The sequence below is a fragment of the Pluralibacter sp. genome, assembly GCF_019237635.1.
Lineage (GTDB): Bacteria > Pseudomonadota > Gammaproteobacteria > Enterobacterales > Enterobacteriaceae > Enterobacter_B.
In genome coordinates this window covers 34,276-53,222 of record NZ_JAFAGS010000027.1, presented here as the reverse complement: position 1 = coordinate 53,222, position 18,947 = coordinate 34,276, and the positions used below count along the sequence as shown (strand labels likewise).

At 54.4% G+C, this 18,947-nt stretch carries 15 protein-coding genes; 7 read left to right on the top strand and 8 right to left on the bottom strand.

Annotation, left to right across the window (positions count from 1 at the left end; all coding sequences use genetic code 11):
• Window positions 1-238: 238 nt before the first annotated feature.
• Window positions 239-661: a DoxX family protein gene (locus JO226_RS03790; RefSeq protein ID WP_293493478.1), complete on the bottom strand. Its 423-nt coding sequence runs from the start codon at window positions 659-661 to the stop codon at window positions 239-241.
• A 267-nt stretch (window positions 662-928) separates the two neighbouring features.
• Between JO226_RS03790 and JO226_RS03785 the strand changes: the two genes are divergently transcribed.
• The gene (locus JO226_RS03785; protein ID WP_293493475.1) at window positions 929-1,423 is read left to right on the top strand and encodes a DUF2569 domain-containing protein; all 495 of its coding nucleotides are present in this window, start codon (window positions 929-931) and stop codon (window positions 1,421-1,423) included.
• Window positions 1,424-1,465: 42 nt separating this feature from the next.
• Here the strand turns inward: JO226_RS03785 and JO226_RS03780 are convergent, their stop codons facing one another.
• From JO226_RS03780 to JO226_RS03750, 7 genes are all read right to left on the bottom strand, one after another.
• Window positions 1,466-2,068 carry an SIS domain-containing protein gene (locus JO226_RS03780; protein WP_293493472.1) on the bottom strand — a complete coding sequence of 201 codons (603 nt, stop codon included), beginning with the start codon at window positions 2,066-2,068 and terminating at the stop codon, window positions 1,466-1,468.
• Window positions 2,065-3,702, bottom strand: coding sequence for an FGGY-family carbohydrate kinase (locus tag JO226_RS03775; protein ID WP_293493484.1), 1,638 nt, complete (start codon window positions 3,700-3,702; stop codon window positions 2,065-2,067). The genes JO226_RS03780 and JO226_RS03775 overlap by 4 nt, the downstream gene beginning before the upstream one ends.
• A gap of 16 nt (window positions 3,703-3,718) precedes the next feature.
• Window positions 3,719-4,672, bottom strand: a complete 954-nt coding sequence (locus JO226_RS03770) for an ABC transporter permease (protein WP_293493469.1) — start codon at window positions 4,670-4,672, stop codon at window positions 3,719-3,721.
• A 1-nt stretch (window position 4,673) separates the two neighbouring features.
• Window positions 4,674-5,663, bottom strand: a complete 990-nt coding sequence (locus JO226_RS03765; RefSeq protein WP_293493466.1) for an ABC transporter permease — start codon at window positions 5,661-5,663, stop codon at window positions 4,674-4,676.
• Window positions 5,656-7,155, bottom strand: coding sequence for a sugar ABC transporter ATP-binding protein (locus tag JO226_RS03760; protein WP_293493463.1), 1,500 nt, complete (start codon window positions 7,153-7,155; stop codon window positions 5,656-5,658). The genes JO226_RS03765 and JO226_RS03760 overlap by 8 nt, the downstream gene beginning before the upstream one ends.
• Before the next feature lie 105 nt (window positions 7,156-7,260).
• Window positions 7,261-8,244 carry an autoinducer 2 ABC transporter substrate-binding protein gene (locus JO226_RS03755; RefSeq protein WP_293493460.1) on the bottom strand — a complete coding sequence of 328 codons (984 nt, stop codon included), beginning with the start codon at window positions 8,242-8,244 and terminating at the stop codon, window positions 7,261-7,263.
• A 335-nt stretch (window positions 8,245-8,579) separates the two neighbouring features.
• Window positions 8,580-9,773, bottom strand: a complete 1,194-nt coding sequence (locus JO226_RS03750) for an ROK family protein (RefSeq protein WP_293493457.1) — start codon at window positions 9,771-9,773, stop codon at window positions 8,580-8,582.
• A 116-nt stretch (window positions 9,774-9,889) separates the two neighbouring features.
• On the opposite strand from JO226_RS03750, the gene JO226_RS03745 reads away from it, so the two are divergent.
• The 6 genes from JO226_RS03745 to JO226_RS03720 all read left to right on the top strand — a co-directional run bounded on the left by JO226_RS03745 (window position 9,890) and on the right by JO226_RS03720 (window position 18,874).
• A complete protein-coding gene (locus JO226_RS03745) occupies window positions 9,890-13,171 on the top strand; it encodes a DUF5107 domain-containing protein (RefSeq protein WP_293493454.1) in 3,282 nt (1,093 codons plus the stop codon).
• Between the two features lie 142 nt (window positions 13,172-13,313).
• Window positions 13,314-14,297, top strand: coding sequence for a substrate-binding domain-containing protein (locus JO226_RS03740; RefSeq protein WP_293493451.1), 984 nt, complete (start codon window positions 13,314-13,316; stop codon window positions 14,295-14,297).
• Window positions 14,298-14,324: 27 nt separating this feature from the next.
• The gene (locus JO226_RS03735) at window positions 14,325-15,842 is read left to right on the top strand and encodes a sugar ABC transporter ATP-binding protein (RefSeq protein WP_293493448.1); all 1,518 of its coding nucleotides are present in this window, start codon (window positions 14,325-14,327) and stop codon (window positions 15,840-15,842) included.
• Window positions 15,843-15,868: 26 nt separating this feature from the next.
• Complete coding sequence (locus JO226_RS03730) at window positions 15,869-16,867, top strand: ABC transporter permease (RefSeq protein ID WP_293493446.1); 999 nt, start codon at window positions 15,869-15,871, stop codon at window positions 16,865-16,867.
• Between the two features lie 67 nt (window positions 16,868-16,934).
• A complete protein-coding gene (locus JO226_RS03725) occupies window positions 16,935-17,996 on the top strand; it encodes a zinc-binding dehydrogenase (protein WP_293493443.1) in 1,062 nt (353 codons plus the stop codon).
• An 11-nt stretch (window positions 17,997-18,007) separates the two neighbouring features.
• Window positions 18,008-18,874, top strand: a complete 867-nt coding sequence (locus tag JO226_RS03720) for an aldose 1-epimerase (RefSeq protein ID WP_293493441.1) — start codon at window positions 18,008-18,010, stop codon at window positions 18,872-18,874.
• Window positions 18,875-18,947: the final 73 nt, after the last annotated feature.

Below are 18,947 nucleotides of genomic sequence, written 5' to 3'. Positions count from 1 at the left end.
CAACACCCGCGCCCCGTTCAGGCGAAGAAGAAGCCGGAGGAGCCGGGATTGTTAAGGGCGCGGCGGCGAGCGCCCTTAACACGTTCACCGCAGAGAAATGGACAGGAAGCGGAGGAGTAAAGTGAACGGAACGGTTCCACCCTTTTTTCAAAGGGGGCGCTTTAAAGCAAAATAATGAATAAAGATTCATTATTTTGCTTAACTGAGTTGCATTACGCGGAAGCGGCCTTTTTTATCGTTACCGTCGGTCGAGAGATATTGCACCGGGACCGGTCACCGCCAGCAGTATGAACCCGCCCGCAATACTGATGTTTTTGTAGAAGTTAATCATATTCGGGATCACGTCATTCCCGCTTAAGTGCCAGAACGCGTGGCCGATGAAGGCCGTCCCTAGGGTGTAGAACACAAAAATGACCGCCAGAGGGCGGGTAAAGAAACCGAGCACAATCAGGATAGCGACTGGCACCTCCATAATGACGGCGATGATCGCGGCGAGCATCGGCGCTGGCGCGCCAAGCGACGTCATATATTGCACTGTCCCGCTAAAGCCGGTTATTTTCGGAATCCCAAAAATAATAAACAGCACAACGATCGCAATACGCGCAATCAGCAGCATCAGATGGCGCGACTGCCCAAACTCGAAATAGCGGATAGCGTTCATAGCAGGCTCTTTTTGTGAGAAAGATAACCTAACGTTAATACACAATCCCCCGGCTCGCCATTTCTCTCCTCAACCGCGTATCAACAGTCTGAAGGCGCAGAAGTCTGCGTAAAAGATCACACGCAAAGATAAATTCTCTGTGGTTTATGCTGCTGGCGGCAGAGGCAACCTCCGGCGGCGAGAGAATATTTTTTTATTTCACGGCCCCCTGCATATGGAAGTGACGGTGTGTAAGATCGCTTCTTTTATATGGGCAAGGGAACAAATATGCAGTGTATTGATTGTCGGCAACAAGAGGCTAATAAAGAGTCCGGACTGTGCGACAGCTGTGAAACGCTCGATGAGCAGAAAATAAACGGTTTGCTCTATTTACCCGCGGCGGGGTTGATTATCAATATCCTCTGTACCCCGTACGGGTGTTATGCCTTCACTGGCGCCATTATTAACTACCTGCGGCAAACCGGGATGATTAGTGGGTATGCTATCGGCGGCGTCGCGGTCATGCTGATCGATGCGGCGATGACGCTGACCGCCAGTTGGTACTTCTTCCGGCGCAAGAAGGGCATTCGTAAGGTACTGGTCGCCTACTATCTGCTGGGCGTGGCCTATATGTTCTATTTTGCAGTGATTCCGGCGTGGTTGTATGGCGCATATTTCGATGGTAACGACATTCGCAACGCGTTGTTCCCGGTGATTGGCGCAGCAGTCTGGATCCCTTATTTCCTCTACTCCCGGCGAATTAATAAGGTATTTTGCCGTTAGATCAGGGCAATATAAAAAGGCTTTTGCAGAGAAGCCTTTTTATCATTCGGAGCGCGCTCGCAGCGTTAAGCCGACATCGCCGCCGGGATGCACCGACAGTAGGGTTTCTTTCGAATACCCGCTCTCGCTCATCAGACAGGCGCAGGCCGCATCAAAAATAGCCAGCGCCAGAATAATCGAGGTAGTCGCCAGCATGTTGAGCGGATCGGCTTCGCGCTGGACGCCAGTGGAGATGACAAGCCTCGACGCCTTCGCGATGGCTGAATCGGGGTTTTCGGTGACGCTGAGCAGCGCAACATTGCGCGCCGTCAGTCCCGGCAGCAGTCGGGTCAGCTCGTCCGAGTTGCCGCCGCGGGACAGCATAATCACCAGGTCGTCGGCGCGTAAGAAACCGAGATCGCCATGGGCGGCGTCGGTGGCGCTCAGGTAAATGGCCGGGCGTTCAACGCAGGCCAGCATATGGGCGATTTTGCGCGCCGCAATGCCGGAGGTACCCACGCCAGTGACCACTATCTTCCCCTTGCAGCCGCGCAGTTCCGCCATTAATGCCTGCCAGAGTGGCGCGTTCAGATGTCGCTCCAGACCGCTTAGCGCCTCGCTGTAAAGACGCCATGCACCGGTCGCCTGTTGCCAGCTGTCACTCATGCATCCTCCTGCATCAGTTGCCGGTACTTCATGTGATCCTGATACATTTCGTGGAACACCTGATATTTACGGTCATAGTACTGCTTGATGCGGTTGGTTTGCGGCGTCACCGTTTTACCGATGCGGCTCATCGCTGACATGGCTTCCGGGAAGGTGTCGAACACGCCCGCCGCGACGGTGCCCATCATCGCGCCGCCGAGCAGCATCGCCTCGCTCTCCTCCGGCAGTAGCATGGCGCAACCGGTGGCGTTGGCGTGCTCCTGGACAAAAATCGGGTTTTTGGTGCCGCCACCGCTCGCCATCACGGTATCGATGGTGTAGCCGCTCTGGTTCATGGTCTCAATAATATGCCGGGTGCCCAGCGCAATCGCCTGGATCGTCGTCAGATACTGCAGCGCCATATCTTCCGGGGTACGCGACAGCTTAAGGCCGGTTATCGCACCGGTCAGGGTCGGGTTAGCGCGCGGCGAACGGTTGCCGTGGAAGTAGGGGAGCATATGGATATCGCGGGTCAGGAAGGCGATATTCTCCGGCTCGCCGGCCATTTTGCGCAGCAGCGCGTTCAGCACTTCGTAGATGGTCTGTCCCTGGCTTTTCGCCTGCGTGAGCAGGGTTTCATAGCAGGGATGAGACTGAATGATATGGTCGATGAGCGCGCCGGTGGCCGACTGCCCGCCTTCGTTCAGCCAGTAGTCGGGCAGCACCGCCGAATAGTAGGGCCCCCAGACGCCACCGATAAAACGCGCCTGTTTTGAGATGGCCATATGCCCCGTCGAGGTGCCGCCGATGAGCGCGATGCGGCGGTCGAAATCCGCCACTTCGCCGGAGACGCCGCAGGCGCCCAGCGTGCCGAGGGTACCGGCATGGGCGTCGATAATCGATACGCTGACCGCGGTTCCCGGGATGAGCCCCATCTCGCTGGCGGCGCGCTGCGTCAGGCCGTGGCCGAGCGGTTCGCCCATGGTTTTAACATAGCGGCCGATTTTTTCCGCATCATGGTCGAGCAAATCCTCCAGCCCAATCTGGCGGAAGTAACTGGCATCCCATTTATCTTCGTGACCCATATAGGTCCACTTGCAGACGGTGGAACACAGCGAGCGGGTATCGTCGCCCGTGGCGCGCCAGGTAAGGAAATCCGGCAGGTCGAAATAGTAACCGGCGTTCGCCCAGGTGTTCGGCATGTGCTGTTTCAGCCACAGCAGTTTCGGTGTCTGCATTTCCGGGGAAATAATCCCGCCGACGTAGTCCAGCACCCGGTGGTGCAGGGCGTTGATGCGCTCGGCCTGCGTGATGGCGCGGTGATCCATCCACACAATGATGTTCTGCTCGCTGCGTCCGGACGGGCTGATGGTCAGCGGTTTACCCTCTTTATCCAGCACCACCAGCGAACAGGTGGCGTCAAAGCCCAATCCCTTCACCTGAATCGGGTTGATATCGGCCTGGTTGACCGCATCGCGTACGGCGTTACAAACCGCCTGCCAGATGTTGTCCGACGACTGCTCGACGAAATCGGCCTGCGGGCGGTAAATCTCAATCGCCCGGCTGGCCTGGCCGACCATTCTGCCGTTCAGATCAAACACGCCTGCTCGGGCGCTTCCGGTTCCTACATCCACACCAATGAAGTAACTCGCCATCATTTTTCTCCTGACATCAGGCTTTACGATTCTGTAATGCGATAAAAAGGAGCAGCACAGCGCCCCACAGCGCCATGGTCAAATAGCTGCTGATCCCCAGCAAATTAAAGCCGCTTTCCAGCATCTGCAGCACAATGAGCGCCAGCACCAGACCGATGATGCGCCCAAAGCCGCCGTCCGGGTTAATACCGCCGAGAACGGAGGCCAGAATGGTGACCAGCAGATACGACTCGCCGTATCCCGCTTTCGCCGAGTTGAATTTCGCCATCATCAGTATGGCCGCCACCCAGCCGAGCAGCGCGGAGATGACGTAGACGGAGATTTGCACCCGCACGGTATTGACGCCGCTGTAGCGGGTGGCCTGCTCATTCGAACCGACGAGATACAGGCTGCGCCCGAGTGTGGTGTGTTCAAGCAGCACCCACAGCAGTACCGCCACCAGCAAAAAAAGCAGCAGGGCGACCGGGATACCCGCTATCGTCGCGCTGCCGAGGTACTGAATCGCCGCCGGGAAACCGGAAATCACTGTGCCGTTAGAGAGCAAAATATTGAGGCCGGAAATCAGCGTCATGGTGCCGAGAGTGGCGAGGATCGGCGAGACGCCGACCCAGGCGATCAGCGCGCCGTTCAGCGTGCCGATAGCCACCGCCACCGCCGCGCCAGCCAACAGCGCCAGTAGCAAAAACAGCGGGTTCTCCGGATGGCTGACGATCACCGCCGCCATCACCAGCGAACAGGCGTTGGCGCCCGCGATAATCGACAGGTTAATGCCCCCGGTCAGCATGGTGATCCCCATGCCCAGCGCCAGCATGCCGAGGATTGGCAGCTGCGAACCGATGGACTGAACGTTGGCGACGCTGAAGAAACGGCTGCCCAGCAGCGCCGAAAAGACAACGGCCACCACGATAATCATCGCGCACTGCAGGCGGATGATGGCATCTCCGGGTAAGCGTTTTGTGAACGCGTTCATCTCAAAGCTCCCTTGCGAGTTTGCGTTTTTCGTTCCAGGCCGTGGCGCTGATGCTGACCAGGATAATGGCGCCGCTGAAGACGGTATGCCAGTAAGAGGAGACCCCGAGCAGCGTCAGGCCGTTTTGCAAAAAGGCCAGCAGCACAACGCCGAGCAGCGTGCCGATAAGCGTGCCGCGCCCGCCGCTCATACTGGTGCCGCCAAGCACCACCGCCGCCAGCACCGTCAGCTCAAAACCGAGCAGCGAGTTAGGGGCGACCGACTGGGTTATCTGTGCCTGCACCACGGCGGCGATACCGGCGAGAATGCCCATGTAGCCGTAGACGTAAAAATGCAGCTTCAGCAGGTTCAACCCCAGGCGCGATGCCGCATCGCGGTTGCCGCCCATGGCGTAAATCTGACGGCCAAGGCGGGTGCGGTTCATCAGTACGGCGGTAAAGAGGATGGTTCCCGCCAGGCACAGCAGAGGCAGGGTCAGGCCGTAATCGTAACCGTCGGCTGCGGTGAAGGAGAACCAGTTGATGCCGGTCATAAACCAGTCCGGAAAACCGTACAGCCAGGTGCCTTTGGTGGCGTACACCAGCAGCCCGTAGTAGACGTTGAGCGTGGCGATGGTGATGATAATTGCCGGTACGCGCAGCCAGTAAACCAGAAAACCGTTAAGCAGTCCGAGCAGCAGCCCGACGGCAATCGCGATAACCAGCGCCAGCGCGAAGTTGCCGCCGTGGGCGATGACCCAGCTCGCCATCACGTACTGGGCGATCGCCGTCATTGCCGGAAAGGAGATATCGATACCGCCGGAAATCAGCACCACAAACAGCCCGCAGGCGAGAATGCCGAGAATGGCATAGCTGGTGGCGACATCCGTCAGGTTGCCGAGCGAGAGAAATTCATTAGTTCCCACGCTCAGGCCAACCGCCAGCGCAACCACCAGCAGCCCCAGCCAGAATTCGTGTTGCCCGACTAACCGGGAGAGACGTTCGTTACTCATTGACCACCTCCGCAATCTCCGCTTCGCGACAGTGATGGGGAGTAAACTCCGCGACCAGCTCGCCGCGGCGCATCACCAGCACGCGGTGGCTGTTGTAATACGCCTCCGGGATTTCATCGCAGATCATCAGCACCGCCATTCCCTGTTCCGCGAGGCCGCGGGCTATCTGATAAATACCTTCTTTATTGGCGATATCGACGCCGACGGTGGGGGAGTCGAGAATGAGGATCCGCGGATGGGTTGCCACCCACTTGGCAATCGCAATACGTTGGGCGTTACCGCCGGACAGGGTTTTTACCGGTAGCTTGGGATCGGCGACCTTAATGTTCAGCTCGCGGATCAGCTCGTCGACCAGCGTTTGCGCTTTATTATGATCGAGCAGGCCGCTGCGGGTATGGAGCTTGTCGAACACCGTGACGATGGTGTTATCGTAAATGGACTGCTCCATGATAAGCCCCTGCGTCAGGCGATCTTCCGAGACGTAGCCGATGCCGTGCCGGATAGCGTCATGGTTATTGCGAAACGTAACCCGCTCGCCGCTAATGCGGATATCGCCGCTTTCCGGGCGCGTCATACCGAACAGGCTCAGGCACAGCTCGGTACGCCCGGCGCCCAGCAGACCGACGATTGAGACGATTTCTCCCCGACTAAGCGACAGGTTGATGTTGCGGTATTTTCCCCTGCGGCTGAGGTTACGCAGCTCCAGCAGCGGTGTGCTGTCGATTAGCGGTTTTTCGGGAAGCGGGCGGTAGTGAAAACGCTGCCCGGTCATCAGGAAGGCCAGCTCGTGGCTGTCGAGCGTCTGGGCCGGGTAGGTGCCGACTAATTTACCGTCGCGCATGACGCTGATGCGGTCCGCCACCTCCATCACCTCATCGAGGCGGTGGCTGACGAAGACAACGCAAATACCTGCGGCCTTCAGCTCGTTGACCACCCGTAGCAGGCCGTTCACCTCCTGGCGGGTCAGCGAGGCGGTCGGCTCATCCATAATCACCAGCCGGGCGTCCGCGGCGATAGCGCGGCAAATCGCGACCAGTTGGCGGTCGGCAATGGAGAGTTTTTCGACTTTTTTATCCGGATCGAGCGTCACGCCGATGCGCTTCATTGCTTTCAGCGACTGCTGCTTCATGGCGCCGCGGCGAACCCAGATATCCCCGCCCGGCAGATAGCGGTTGACGGCAATGTTTTCCGCCACGCTGAAGTTAGGAAATAGCGAGAGGTCCTGGTAGATAACCTGGATACCGTAATGGGCGCAGAGCGCTGGCGTCAGGTGGTGGAACAGTTTGCCATCGAGCTGAATCTGCGCCCCTTTTTCCGGCTGATAGACGCCGGAGATCACTTTGATAATGGTGCTTTTGCCGCAGCCGTTCTGCCCCGCCAGACAGTGAACTTCGCCTTTTTTTAACGTCAGGCTCACGTTATCCAGCGCCAGCACGCCCGGGAATTGCTTGCTGATATTCTCAAGAGTGATAAATGCGGTGGTGTCTGTCATGGACAATACCCCTGCGAGCGCCCCGAAGGGCGCGACTGTGCGTCTTTGCGATATTGCCGGCCAGACAGGCCGGCGTTGTGGTTCCCTGGTCGTTGGCTGAGGGCCTTAGAAACCGAGTGACTGTGCGTTATCTTTGGTGACTTCGAGGATCTTGTTAAAGCGGATCACTTTCTTATCCATGTCGACATCGGCTTTCCCTAAACCATCAATGGTCAGATCGGGCGTGACGGCTTTACCCTGCAGCAGTTGATCGGCGACCGTCACCAGCGCGTAGCCCGCATCTTTCGGATCCCACAGCAGCACTTTTTTGATATCGCCGCGCATCAGGTAAGGCGCTGACTGACCCGGCATGGCGATGCCGACGACGGCGACTTTATCTTTGGCGCGTTTTTTCTGTACCGCCTGGCCTGCGCCAATCGGGCCCAGAGAGCCGAAGCCGATGACCCCTTTCATTTGCGGATAGGTTTTCATCAGATCAAGCGTCGTTGCGTAGGACTTATCGATGCTTTCCGCCACCGGCAGACGCGAGGTGACTTCAAACATATCCGGGTACTTTTCTTTCTGGTATTTGATGGCGGCGTCAGCCCACGCGTTGTGCAGCGGCACGGTCAAGGAGCCGACATAAATGGCGTAGCCGCCTTTACCGCCCATTGCCTTCGCCAGCTCATCCACGTTGGCCTGCGCGTATTTTTCGCTATCGATGGTCTCGATATCCCACTGACCGATTTGCTGATCCGGGGATTCATGGGTCAGTACGACGATGCCTTTATCGCGCGCTTTTTTCAGCACCGGTTCCAGCACTTTCGCGTCGTTTGGCACCACGATAATCGCATTAACGTTCTTGGCGATCAGATCTTCGATAACTTTTACCTGCTGAGCAGGGTCTGGCGTGGAAGGACCCGTCTGGTAAGCGTTGACGTCGAGTTTTTTCGCCGCGTCGTTAACGCCAACTTCCATACGGTTGAACCAGGGAATACCGGTGACTTTCGCCACCACTGCGATTTCATACTTTTCCGCCGCAAAGGATGTACCGGACAACATGCATGCAGAAACCAGAGTTGCACTGAGTAATGCGAGTTTTAATTTCATCGTTGTACCTTTTGGGGAGACAGAGGCATGTCACGCAGGGGAGGTTATCAACGAAGGGAAGAGGGGAAGAATCGCAGTTTATCAAAATGTGATAAATGTCCGCTAGTGTAATAATTAGGATAACCATAAGTTAAATAACGGTTAATTTTTATTGTTGTTGTATTTTTTGTAAGGTCTTAAATGTTGCTAAATAAGAAATATGAAACCAAATATTAACATTTATGTATCATACTTCGGTTGCAGCGGCGGTATTTCTCGTCAATCAGGAACCCTTGCCGCTAAAAATGTTTCTATTTTGTGAACTGAATCGAGCAAGGCTAAATCGTTATCAGATGTCACAGGCTATTAAGTTGCGACTCGACATAGAGATAGCCAATACCCAGAATTTGCTGGGCGCGGCTGAGTTGTCCGAAGCCGATTTGTGTCGATTTAGCACTCGGTCCTTCGTCTCGGTCGAAGGGGTTAAAGCCAATTTGGCGAATAATGGTATTGAGCCACTTTTCACCGAAAGCGCAGCTGCGGCCATATAGCCATATCTGGTTTATATTGAGGATATTCAGGAAGTTGTACAGGCTTAGCCCAATGGCGTTTGCGGAGTTATCGACCCAGTTTTTTATCCACGGATCACCCATTTCCCAGGCATGAATAAGCTGCGTCGATGTTATTTTTTCCGGGTCCAGTACCGTAGAAGATGGTTGAGATTTTAGCCATATTCGCGCCTGTTTTTTCAATGCGCTCAGTGAGGCGATCGTTTCCAGGCAGCCATAGCGTCCACAGTCACAGGCTACCCCGTCCGGATTCACAATGGTATGGCCAATTTGCCCACTGCCGTACAGGCTGCCACGATAAATCTGGTCATTGATGACGAAAGAGGAGCCAATGCCATAATCAACGTTAATAACGCAGAAATCTCGACTCCGGCTATTGTTTTGCCATTTCTCAGCCAGAGCCAGCATGACACAGTCGTTATCTACCATGACGCGAATACCCAACTTCTCTTCCAGCAGATATTTTACTTCAACAGGGGCTTTCCACGGCGCTTGCGGCATTGTTTGCGATACACCGGTAATGGGGTCGACCTGGCCATGAATTGCCAGTGCCAGGTTTATTGTTCTCTCAGGCCATAATTTGCGATGACGATGCCAGCATTGTTCGATTTCTGCTAACAGTGCTTGTGGTGTAGGGACATTAATGGAAAAACGCTCGAACTCACCTTTTGGGCTAAGGCAGGTGTTTGCCAACTGGCACTCAATGCTGGTTGGTGTAACGTTAACACATAGCGTCCAGTCTCCCTCCGGCGCAATGAGCCAGACTCCGCTACTGTGACCTCGGGTCTGTTTTTCATCTTCAATATTTAGCACCCGCTTTTCGCTCTCCAGTTCTTCCAGAATATTGCTTACTGCTGGAATAGATATCTGTGCTAAGCGCGCCAGTGTCGATTTATTAGCGCGTTTTTCCCTGTACAGCAGCTCAAGGATGACGCCTTTGTTGTAGTGACGAATCTGTTGGTTATTAATGCAGGCTTTCATTTTACTAAACCAGGTTTACTTTATTGCGTGATTATCATACGAAAACATTGCCAGATTGTTCATTAGACTGCCATCAATCTTTTAATTCAGTATGTCTCGTTAATATTGAGGGCGATATGAACCCAGTAAAAGTTTGGCAAGAAAGTGTCAGTATCCCGACCTATGAGACCGGGCCGCAGGATATTCATCCTATGTTTTTGGAAAACCGCGTCTATCAGGGATCCTCTGGGGCGGTGTACCCCTACGGCGTAACGGACACGCTTAGTGAACAGAAGGTGTTAAAGCAGTGGCAGGCGGTATGGCTGGAAAATGACTACATCAAAGTCATGATCCTGCCGGAGTTGGGGGGGCGTGTACACCGGGCCTGGGATAAGGTGAAACATCGGGATTTTGTCTATCACAACGATGTGATTAAACCAGCCCTGGTAGGATTATTGGGACCGTGGATCTCTGGTGGCATTGAGTTCAACTGGCCACAACATCATCGTCCGACCACATTTATGCCGGTGGATTTTACGATTGAAGCGCATGACGATGGTGCGCAGACCGTGTGGGTCGGCGAAACCGAACCAATGCATGGTTTGCAGGTAATGACCGGATTTACCCTCAGTCCAGATCGCGCAGCGCTGGAAATTGGCAGTCGCGTCTATAACGGCAACGCCACCCCTCGGCATTTCCTGTGGTGGGCCAACCCGGCGGTGAAAGGCGGTGACGGTCATCAGAGCGTTTTCCCGCCGGATGTGACTGCCGTATTTGACCACGGTAAACGTGCAGTCTCCGCATTCCCTATAGCGACCGGAACCTACTACAAGGTGGATTATTCTGCGGGCGTAGATATCTCTCGCTATAAAAATGTACCGGTTCCAACCTCCTATATGGCGGAAAAATCGCAATATGATTTCGTCGGGGCATGGAACCATGATGAAGGCGGTGGTCTGCTACATGTGGCAAATCATCATATTGCGCCAGGGAAAAAGCAGTGGAGCTGGGGATATAGCGAGTTCGGCCAGGCGTGGGACAAGAATCTTACGGATGAAAACGGTCCTTACATTGAGCTGATGACAGGTATTTATGCCGATAACCAGCCAGATTTTACGTGGATTGACGCCTTCGAAGAGAAACGCTTTGAGCAGTATTTCCTGCCTTACCATACGTTGGGGATGGTACAGAATGCGTCCCGTGACGCCGTGCTAAAACTGCAACGTACAGAAGAGGGAGTCGAATGGGGTCTGTATGCTATCGCGCCGTTGGCAGGATATCGTCTGGCTGTTCGTGAAGCGGGTAAGCATGAAACGTTGCTGGATGAAGCAGTCTCGTTGACGCCAGCCTCAGTGATGCATGGGCTCCTGAAAGGCATTGAACCGGGCAGAATGACCATCGAGCTAACGGACAGCACCGGCAATCAAGTTCTTCACTATAAGGAGCATCAGCCTGAGGAAGTACCGCTGCCAGCAGTGGCAAAAGCGCCATTGGCCGCGCGTGAGATAACCAGCACTGACGATGCCTGGTTTATTGGTCAACATCTTGAGCAATATCATCACGCCAGTCGTTCTCCATTCGATTACTACCTGCAAGGGGTGGCGATCGATCCGCTTGACTATCGCTGCAACCTGTCGCTGGCGATGCTGGAGTATAACCGTGCCGATTACCTTCAGGCGGTAACTTACGCATCACAGGCGCTGAAACGCGCTCACGCGCTGAATAAAAACCCGCAGTGTGGCCAGGCTAGCCTGATCAGGGGAAACGCCAATGAGCGGCTGGCGAAATGGCCGGATGCCGAAGAGGACTTCTGGCGCGCAGTCTGGAGCGGTAACAGTAAGGCTGGTGGCTATTACGGTCTGGCGCGTCTTGCCGCTCGAAACGGTGAATATGAGGCCGGACTCGATTTTTGTCATCAGAGCTTGCGCGCTTGCCCGACCAACCAGGAGGTATTATGCCTGCAAAATCTGTTGATGCAGCTAAGCGGACGAGAGGAGAACGCTCGCCTGCAGCGCGAAAAATTGCTGCATGACTATCCGCTGAATCCGACTCTGTGGTGGCTCAACTGGTTTGCCGAACGCACCGAGGCCTGCCTGGCGCAATGGCGGGGAATGTGCCGTGGTCGTGACGTCAACGCGATGCTTACCGCAGGGCAACTTATCAACTGGGGGATGCCATCGCTGGCTTCTGACATGCTGGCAGCGCTTGGCTGTCAGCGCACGCTACCGCTTTACCTACAGGCCAGTTTGTTGCCACAGGCGGAGCGAGAGGGGCTGGTCGCGCGCGCGCGCGCCGTGTTCCCTGAATTTGTTCGCTTTCCCAATACCCTGGATGAGGTCGCCGCGCTGGAAAGTATCGACGAGTGCTGGTTCGCCCGTCATTTATTGGCTTGCTTCTTCTACAGCAAACGCAGTTATGGAAAGGCTACCGCCCTGTGGCAGCGCTGCGTAGAGATGGCGCCGGAGTTTGCTGATGGCTGGCGGGGACTGGCGATCCACGCATGGAACAAACGGCATGACGCCGAACTGGCCGCTTGCTGTCTGGATACCGCGTGTCGCTTGTCGCCGCAGGATGCTCGTCTACTGTTCGAGCGCGATCTGCTCGATAAGCTGAATGGCGCCGCACCGGCAAAACGGCTTGCCCGGATGGAGGCCAACCTTGAATGCGCGCTGAAACGCGACGACATGACCGCTGAGTTGCTAAACCTTTGGAATTTTATGGGGGAGACGCAGAAAGCGGCACAGTGTCTGGCGACGCGTAAATTCCACCCCTGGGAGGGAGGAGAGGGGAAAGTGACGGGACAGTTTATCCTCAATCATCTGCTGCGCGCCTGGCGGTCCATTGAGCAAAAGCAGCCGCAGGTAGCGGCAGAGCAGTTGCGGGCGGCGCTGCATTATCCCGAAAACCTCAGCGAAGGACGGCTACCGGGGCAGACGGATAATGATATCTGGTTCGGGCTTGCCATTTGTGCACGGGAGTCGGGAGATTCGGCAGAGGCGATGCGCTGTTTGCGCCTTGCCGCTTCAGGTGACCGCACCATCAACATTCACAGCTACTACAACGATCAGCCCGTGGATTATCTCTTCTGGCAGGGGATAGCGCTGAAAATGCTTGGCGAACAACAGGCATCCGCTCAGCTATTCACCCAGATGAAACAATGGGCGCAGCAGATGGCGACGAGCAGCATAGACGCAGATTTCTTCGCTGTTTCCCAACCGGATTTACTGTCGCTTTATGCCGACCTACAGCTTCAACACCAGGAGAAATGCCTGACCGTCGAGGCGCTTGCCGCAGCAGGGCTTGGCGATAGTCGTGCATACGATAGTGCCTGCGCCTTGCTGGATAATATTAACCCGGCATGGCCGAAAGCTGCACTGTTCCGTCAGGTAATGCCCTATGTCCTGACTTTCGTTCACTAAGGGTCGTTAACTGTATTCTTTGAGCGGCATGACCCGCCGCTCTGTTTCAGATGTTTAGAATATCTAGCAATTTGGTTTCTGAATAATCGGCTGAGCCCATTGCCGTTAATTAAAAAATGCCTTAACCCTACAGGAGGCACCTATGTGCGGAAACATCAAAACATCTTTTGCGCCATTTTTATTGTTAATACTATTTAGTTTGTCTTTTCCCTCTGTCTCCGCGGAGAAACAAGCCACTATTGGCGCTATCTATCTTGATACGCAAGGGTATTACGCTGGAGTGCGTCAGGGGATTCAGGACTCGGCAAAATCCTCTGGAGTCAAGGTTCAGCTTATTGAAACCAACGCCCAAGGGGATATTTCGAAAGAGAGTACCTTTGTCGATACTCTTGTGGCGAGAAATGTTGACGCCATTATCCTCTCTGCTGTATCTGAAAATGGCAGTAGCCGCACCGTTCGTCGCGCCAGTGAGGCCGGTATTCCAGTGATTTGCTACAACACCTGTATTAACCAAACAGGAGTTGATAAATATATTGCCGCTTATCTGGTAGGCGATCCGCTGGAATTTGGGAGAAAGCTGGGTAATGCTGCCGCCGATTATTTTGTTGCCAACAAAATAGATGAGCCGAAGATAGCAGTCATTAACTGTGAAGCATTCGAAGTTTGCGTCCAGCGCCGTAAAGGGTTCGAGGAGGCACTGAAAGCACGCCTGCCTGACGCGAAAATCGTGGCTAATCAGGAAGGAACTGTCTTAGATAAGGCAATTTCCGTCGGAGAAAAACTGATTATCTCTACACCTGGCCTGAACGCCATTATGGGCGAGTCGGGCGGTGCGACCTTGGGTGCGGTTAAGGCGGTACGTAATCAAAATCAGAGCGGGAAAATTGTCGTCTTTGGTTCTGATATGACGACAGAAATTGCCCAGGAGTTAGAAAGCAATCAGGTGCTGAAAGCGGTAGTCGATATTTCCGGTAAGAAAATGGGTAACGCTGTTTTTGCTCAGACGTTAAGTGTCATTGATAAAAAACCGCCAACGGAAAAGGTGATTCAGGTTCCTATCGATCTCTACACCAAAACGGAAGACGGTAAACAGTGGCTGGCAACGCATGTCGATGGTTTGCCTTAATCGCAGCAATAAATGGTTGAGGTTCCTATGTTGACGGCAATGCAAACAGAGGCTGTAGCAGTAGCAAAAGTGGTGGGTGGAAATAAACGTTATCCTGGTGTCGTTGCGTTGGATAACGTGAATTTCACGCTCAACAGAGGCGAAGTGCGCGCACTGCTTGGTAAAAACGGAGCGGGTAAATCAACGCTGATACGCCTGCTTACCGGAAGCGAACGTCCCGATGGCGGCGAGGTCTGGCTCGGTGATACCCGGTTGAATGGCGATGACGCCACGCTAACCCGTCGTGCAGCTGAACTTGGCGTGCGTGCGGTATATCAGGAATTAAGCCTGGTGGAAGGGTTATCGGTGGCGGAAAACCTTTGTCTTGGGCACTGGCCACGCCATGGCGGCATGATTGATTACCCGCAGATGTACAAAGAGGCACAGTTAAGCCTGCAGGCATTAGGGGTTGAGGTCGATCCTGACCAGTTGGTTTCCACCCTTAGTCCGGCACAAAAACAGCTGGTTGAGATCGCGAGGGTCATGAAAGGAGAGCCGAAAGTCGTGATCCTGGATGAACCGACCAGCTCGCTTGCCAGCGCAGAAGTGGAACTGGTGATTAGCGCAGTGAAGAAAATGTCCGCGCTGGGTGTAGCGGTCATTTATGTCAGCCATCGTATGGAAGAGATTCGCCGCATCGCCTCCTGCGCCACCATTATGCGTGATGGTCAGGTGGCGGGGGATGTGGCACTGGATAGTACCTCAACTCACCATATCGTTTCATTGATGCTTGGCCGCGTTCATGCGGATATTTCACCCGTCGAGAGCGTGGGGCTGCATGGCGAGCTGGTGCTCGAAGTCAGAGGACTGCAACAGGCACCAAAACTCAAGAATATCAGCTTTACCCTTCGGCGCGGGGAAGTGCTTGGTATTGCCGGTCTGCTTGGTGCAGGACGCAGCGAGCTATTGAAAGCCATTGTTGGGCTGGAGCCTTTCGATGGTGGGGAGATTGTACTTAACGGTGAGACCGTCAGACGTCCCGACTATGCCGATATGCTCAAACGCGGTATCGGTTATACCCCAGAAAATCGTAAAGAGGCTGGGATCATCCCCTGGCTTGGGGTTGATGAAAATACCGTGTTGACTAATCGCAGTAAGGTGAGTGTTCGGGGGATGTTGCAATGGGACACCATCCGGCGTGTAACGGAAGTGATGATGCAACGAATGACAGTGAAAGCCGCCAGTGCTGAAACGGCCATCGGTACACTCTCCGGCGGTAATCAGCAAAAAGTTGTGATTGGCCGCTGGGTTTATGCCGCCAGCCAAATTTTGCTGCTTGATGAACCGACGCGCGGCGTGGATATCGAAGCGAAACAGCAAATTTACCGCATCGTGCGTGAACTTGCTGCCGAAGGGAGGAGTGTGATGTTTATCTCCAGCGAGGTTGAGGAACTACCGCTGGTCTGTGACCGCATTCTGTTGCTTCAACACGGTACTTTCACCGGGGAATATCTTGCTCCCGTCAGTGTGGATGAGCTGATGTCCGCCATTCTGTCCGTGCACTGATGAAAATTTTACTGAGGAATTCGAAAATGTCCGCGTCGTCATTACCGTTGCCGCAAGGCAAGAACGTATCTCTCAAGCAATTTTTCAGTCGCCACATTAACGAGATTGGCCTGTTAGTGGTGATTGCTATCCTCTACCTGGTGTTTTCGCTAAATGCGCCAGGTTTTATCTCCCTGAATAACCAAATGAACGTGCTGCGCGATGCCGCCACTATCGGGATTGCCGCCTGGGCCATGACGCTGATTATTATCTCCGGTGAAATCGATGTCAGCGTTGGGCCCATGGTGGCCTTTGTTTCGGTATGTCTGGCGTTTTTACTGCAGTATCAGGTGCCGCTTAGCGTTGCCTGTTTACTGGTGCTGCTGCTCGGCGCGCTGATGGGCACGCTTGCTGGAGTGCTGCGGGGCGTATTTAACGTGCCCAGCTTTGTTGCCACGCTGGGGTTGTGGAGTGCGCTGCGTGGGATGGGGCTGTTTATGACCAATGCATTACCAGTACCGATTGATGAAAACGATGTACTGGACTGGTTGGGCGGTCAACTCCTCGGTATACCGGTGTCGGCGTTGATCATGATGATTCTGTTCGCTCTGTTTGTCTTTATCAGCCGCAAAACCGCTTTTGGTCGCTCGGTGTTCGCTGTGGGCGGTAATGCTACCGCAGCCCAGCTGTGCGGAATTAATGTCCGGCGCGTACGTATTCTGATCTTCACGTTGTCAGGAGTATTGGCAGCTGTCACCGGTATTTTGTTGGCTGCGCGTCTCGGCTCCGGCAATGCCGGAGCGGCGAATGGTCTGGAGTTTGATGTTATCGCCGCCGTTGTGGTGGGCGGGACGGCGCTTTCCGGTGGACGAGGATCGCTGTTCGGCACTTTACTGGGGGTGCTGGTCATTACGCTTATCGGCAACGGTTTGGTGCTGCTTGGCATCAACTCCTTTTTCCAGCAGGTGGTACGCGGCGTCATTATTGTGGCGGCGGTGCTGGCGAATATCATGCTGACGCAGCGCAGCGGTAAAGCAAAACACTGAATAATTCCATTACCCTGGCGCGGGCGCGGCAGGGATAAAGATTCATCGTATTGATAATGAGGGACTTATGAAAACTATGCTGGCTGCTTATTTACCGGGTAATTCCACCGTCGATCTGCGAGAAGTCTCGGTACCTACGCCGGGTATTAACCAGGTATTAATCAAAATGAAATCCTCTGGTATTTGTGGTAGCGACGTTCACTACATTTATCACCAGCACCGCGCAACGGCGGCGGCGCCGGATAAACCGCTGTATCAGGGGTTTATCAACGGCCATGAACCCTGCGGACAGATTGTGGCGTTAGGGCAGGGATGTCGCCACTTTAGCGAAGGTGACCGTGTGTTGGTTTATCACATTTCCGGTTGCGGTTTTTGTCCGAATTGCCGTCGTGGATTTCCCATTTCCTGTACTGGCAACGGAAAAGCGGCTTATGGCTGGCAGCGCGATGGTGGTCATGCGGAGTACCTGCTGGCAGAAGAAAAAGATCTGATTCTACTCCCTGATGCGCTCAGTTATGAGGACGGCGCATTCATCAGCTGTGGTGTCGGTACTGCCTATGAGGGGATTCTGCGTGGTGAGGTGTCCGGCAGCGATAATGTGCTGGTGGTTGGGCTTGGCCCCGTAGGAATGATGGCGATGATGTTGGCCCGTGGGCGTGGAGCTAAACGGGTCATCGGCGTTGATATGCTGCCGGAGCGACTGGCGATGGCAAAACAGTTAGGGGTGATGGATAACGGTTATCTCGCTACCACTGAGCGTCTGCCTGAACTGATCTCGGAAATTACTCATGGTGGTGCCGATGTGGCGCTTGACTGTTCAGGCAACGCGACAGGACGTTTGCTGGCACTTCAGTCGACTGCCGATTGGGGGCGTGTGGTTTATATCGGGGAAACCGGCAAGGTAGAGTTTGAAGTCAGCGCCGATCTCATGCATCACCAACGGCGGATCATTGGTTCCTGGGTTACCAGCCTTTTTCATATGGAAAAATGCGCTCACGACTTAACCGACTGGAAGCTTTGGCCGCGCAATGCCATCACGCATCGCTTTTCTCTGGAGCAGGCGGGAGAGGCTTATGCGCTGATGGCAAGTGGCAAATGCGGCAAAGTGGTGATTAACTTTCCGGATTAAGGAGATAAGGGATGACGTTATTTACCTTAACTAAAGGGGCATTACGGCTTGAGGTTTCTGACCGTGGCGGCGTAATTGAAGGATTCTGGCGGCAGGAAACACCGTTATTGCGCTCGGGTAAAAAAAATGGTGTCGCAACAGACTCATCCTGCTTTCCGCTGGTACCGTTCGGCAATCGCGTTAGCGGCAACCGTTTTGCCTGGCAGGGGAAGGAATACCATTTTGTACCAAACGTGACGTGGGATGAGCACTATTTACATGGAGATGGCTGGCTCGGCGAGTGGTGCTGCGAATCGCAGACAGACGATACGCTGCGGCTGGAGTATCGGCAGCGCACTGGGGTTTATCGCTACCGGGTGGCTCAGGTATTTCAGCTGGCAACAGACCGCCTGACAATGACGCTGTCGGTTGTCAATGAGGGTGCAGAGGCACTACCGTTTGGATTGGGTTGGCATCCGTTTTTTCCATTGGCACCCCAAACGACGGTACAGGCGAAAGCGAACGGGTACTGGCTGGAGCGGGAACAGTGGCTTGCCGGAGCGTTTAGCGAACAACTGCCGGGAGAGCTTGATTTTAATCTCCCATCGCCGTTGCCGCGGCATTGGCTCAACAACGGGTTTTCCGGTTGGGATGGTGTAGCGCAGATCTCGCAGCCGCAGGCGGGATACCAGCTTTTTATGGAAACCGAACCATCCGCGCCGTGTTACTTCATGTTCGTCTCCGACCCCGTTTTTAACCCAGGTTACGCGTTCGACTTTTTCTGTCTTGAACCGATGAGTCATGCACCGGATGATCATCATCGACCCCATGGAGGTGACCTTGTTGAGCTTACTCCTGGAGAGTCAATGTCGCTGCGTATGGTACTAAGAGTTGTATAAGGTATCATTTTTCACTGAACTTTCTTAAGTTTATAGCGTGCGAGTAACGTCTGTTTGCTCGCACGCTTCTATT

Bases quoted from the DNA above. Each gene is read 5' to 3' on its own strand.
- JO226_RS03790 (WP_293493478.1), bottom strand. From the start codon at position 661: ATGAACGCTATCCGCTATTTCGAGTTTGGGCAGTCGCGCCATCTGATG.
- JO226_RS03785 (WP_293493475.1), top strand. From the start codon at position 929: ATGCAGTGTATTGATTGTCGGCAACAAGAGGCTAATAAAGAGTCCGGA.
- JO226_RS03780 (WP_293493472.1), bottom strand. From the start codon at position 2,068: ATGAGTGACAGCTGGCAACAGGCGACCGGTGCATGGCGTCTTTACAGC.
- JO226_RS03775 (WP_293493484.1), bottom strand. From the start codon at position 3,702: ATGGCGAGTTACTTCATTGGTGTGGATGTAGGAACCGGAAGCGCCCGA.
- JO226_RS03770 (WP_293493469.1), bottom strand. From the start codon at position 4,672: ATGAACGCGTTCACAAAACGCTTACCCGGAGATGCCATCATCCGCCTG.
- JO226_RS03765 (WP_293493466.1), bottom strand. From the start codon at position 5,663: ATGAGTAACGAACGTCTCTCCCGGTTAGTCGGGCAACACGAATTCTGG.
- JO226_RS03760 (WP_293493463.1), bottom strand. From the start codon at position 7,155: ATGACAGACACCACCGCATTTATCACTCTTGAGAATATCAGCAAGCAA.
- JO226_RS03755 (WP_293493460.1), bottom strand. From the start codon at position 8,244: ATGAAATTAAAACTCGCATTACTCAGTGCAACTCTGGTTTCTGCATGC.
- JO226_RS03750 (WP_293493457.1), bottom strand. From the start codon at position 9,773: ATGAAAGCCTGCATTAATAACCAACAGATTCGTCACTACAACAAAGGC.
- JO226_RS03745 (WP_293493454.1), top strand. From the start codon at position 9,890: ATGAACCCAGTAAAAGTTTGGCAAGAAAGTGTCAGTATCCCGACCTAT.
- JO226_RS03740 (WP_293493451.1), top strand. From the start codon at position 13,314: ATGTGCGGAAACATCAAAACATCTTTTGCGCCATTTTTATTGTTAATA.
- JO226_RS03735 (WP_293493448.1), top strand. From the start codon at position 14,325: ATGTTGACGGCAATGCAAACAGAGGCTGTAGCAGTAGCAAAAGTGGTG.
- JO226_RS03730 (WP_293493446.1), top strand. From the start codon at position 15,869: ATGTCCGCGTCGTCATTACCGTTGCCGCAAGGCAAGAACGTATCTCTC.
- JO226_RS03725 (WP_293493443.1), top strand. From the start codon at position 16,935: ATGAAAACTATGCTGGCTGCTTATTTACCGGGTAATTCCACCGTCGAT.
- JO226_RS03720 (WP_293493441.1), top strand. From the start codon at position 18,008: ATGACGTTATTTACCTTAACTAAAGGGGCATTACGGCTTGAGGTTTCT.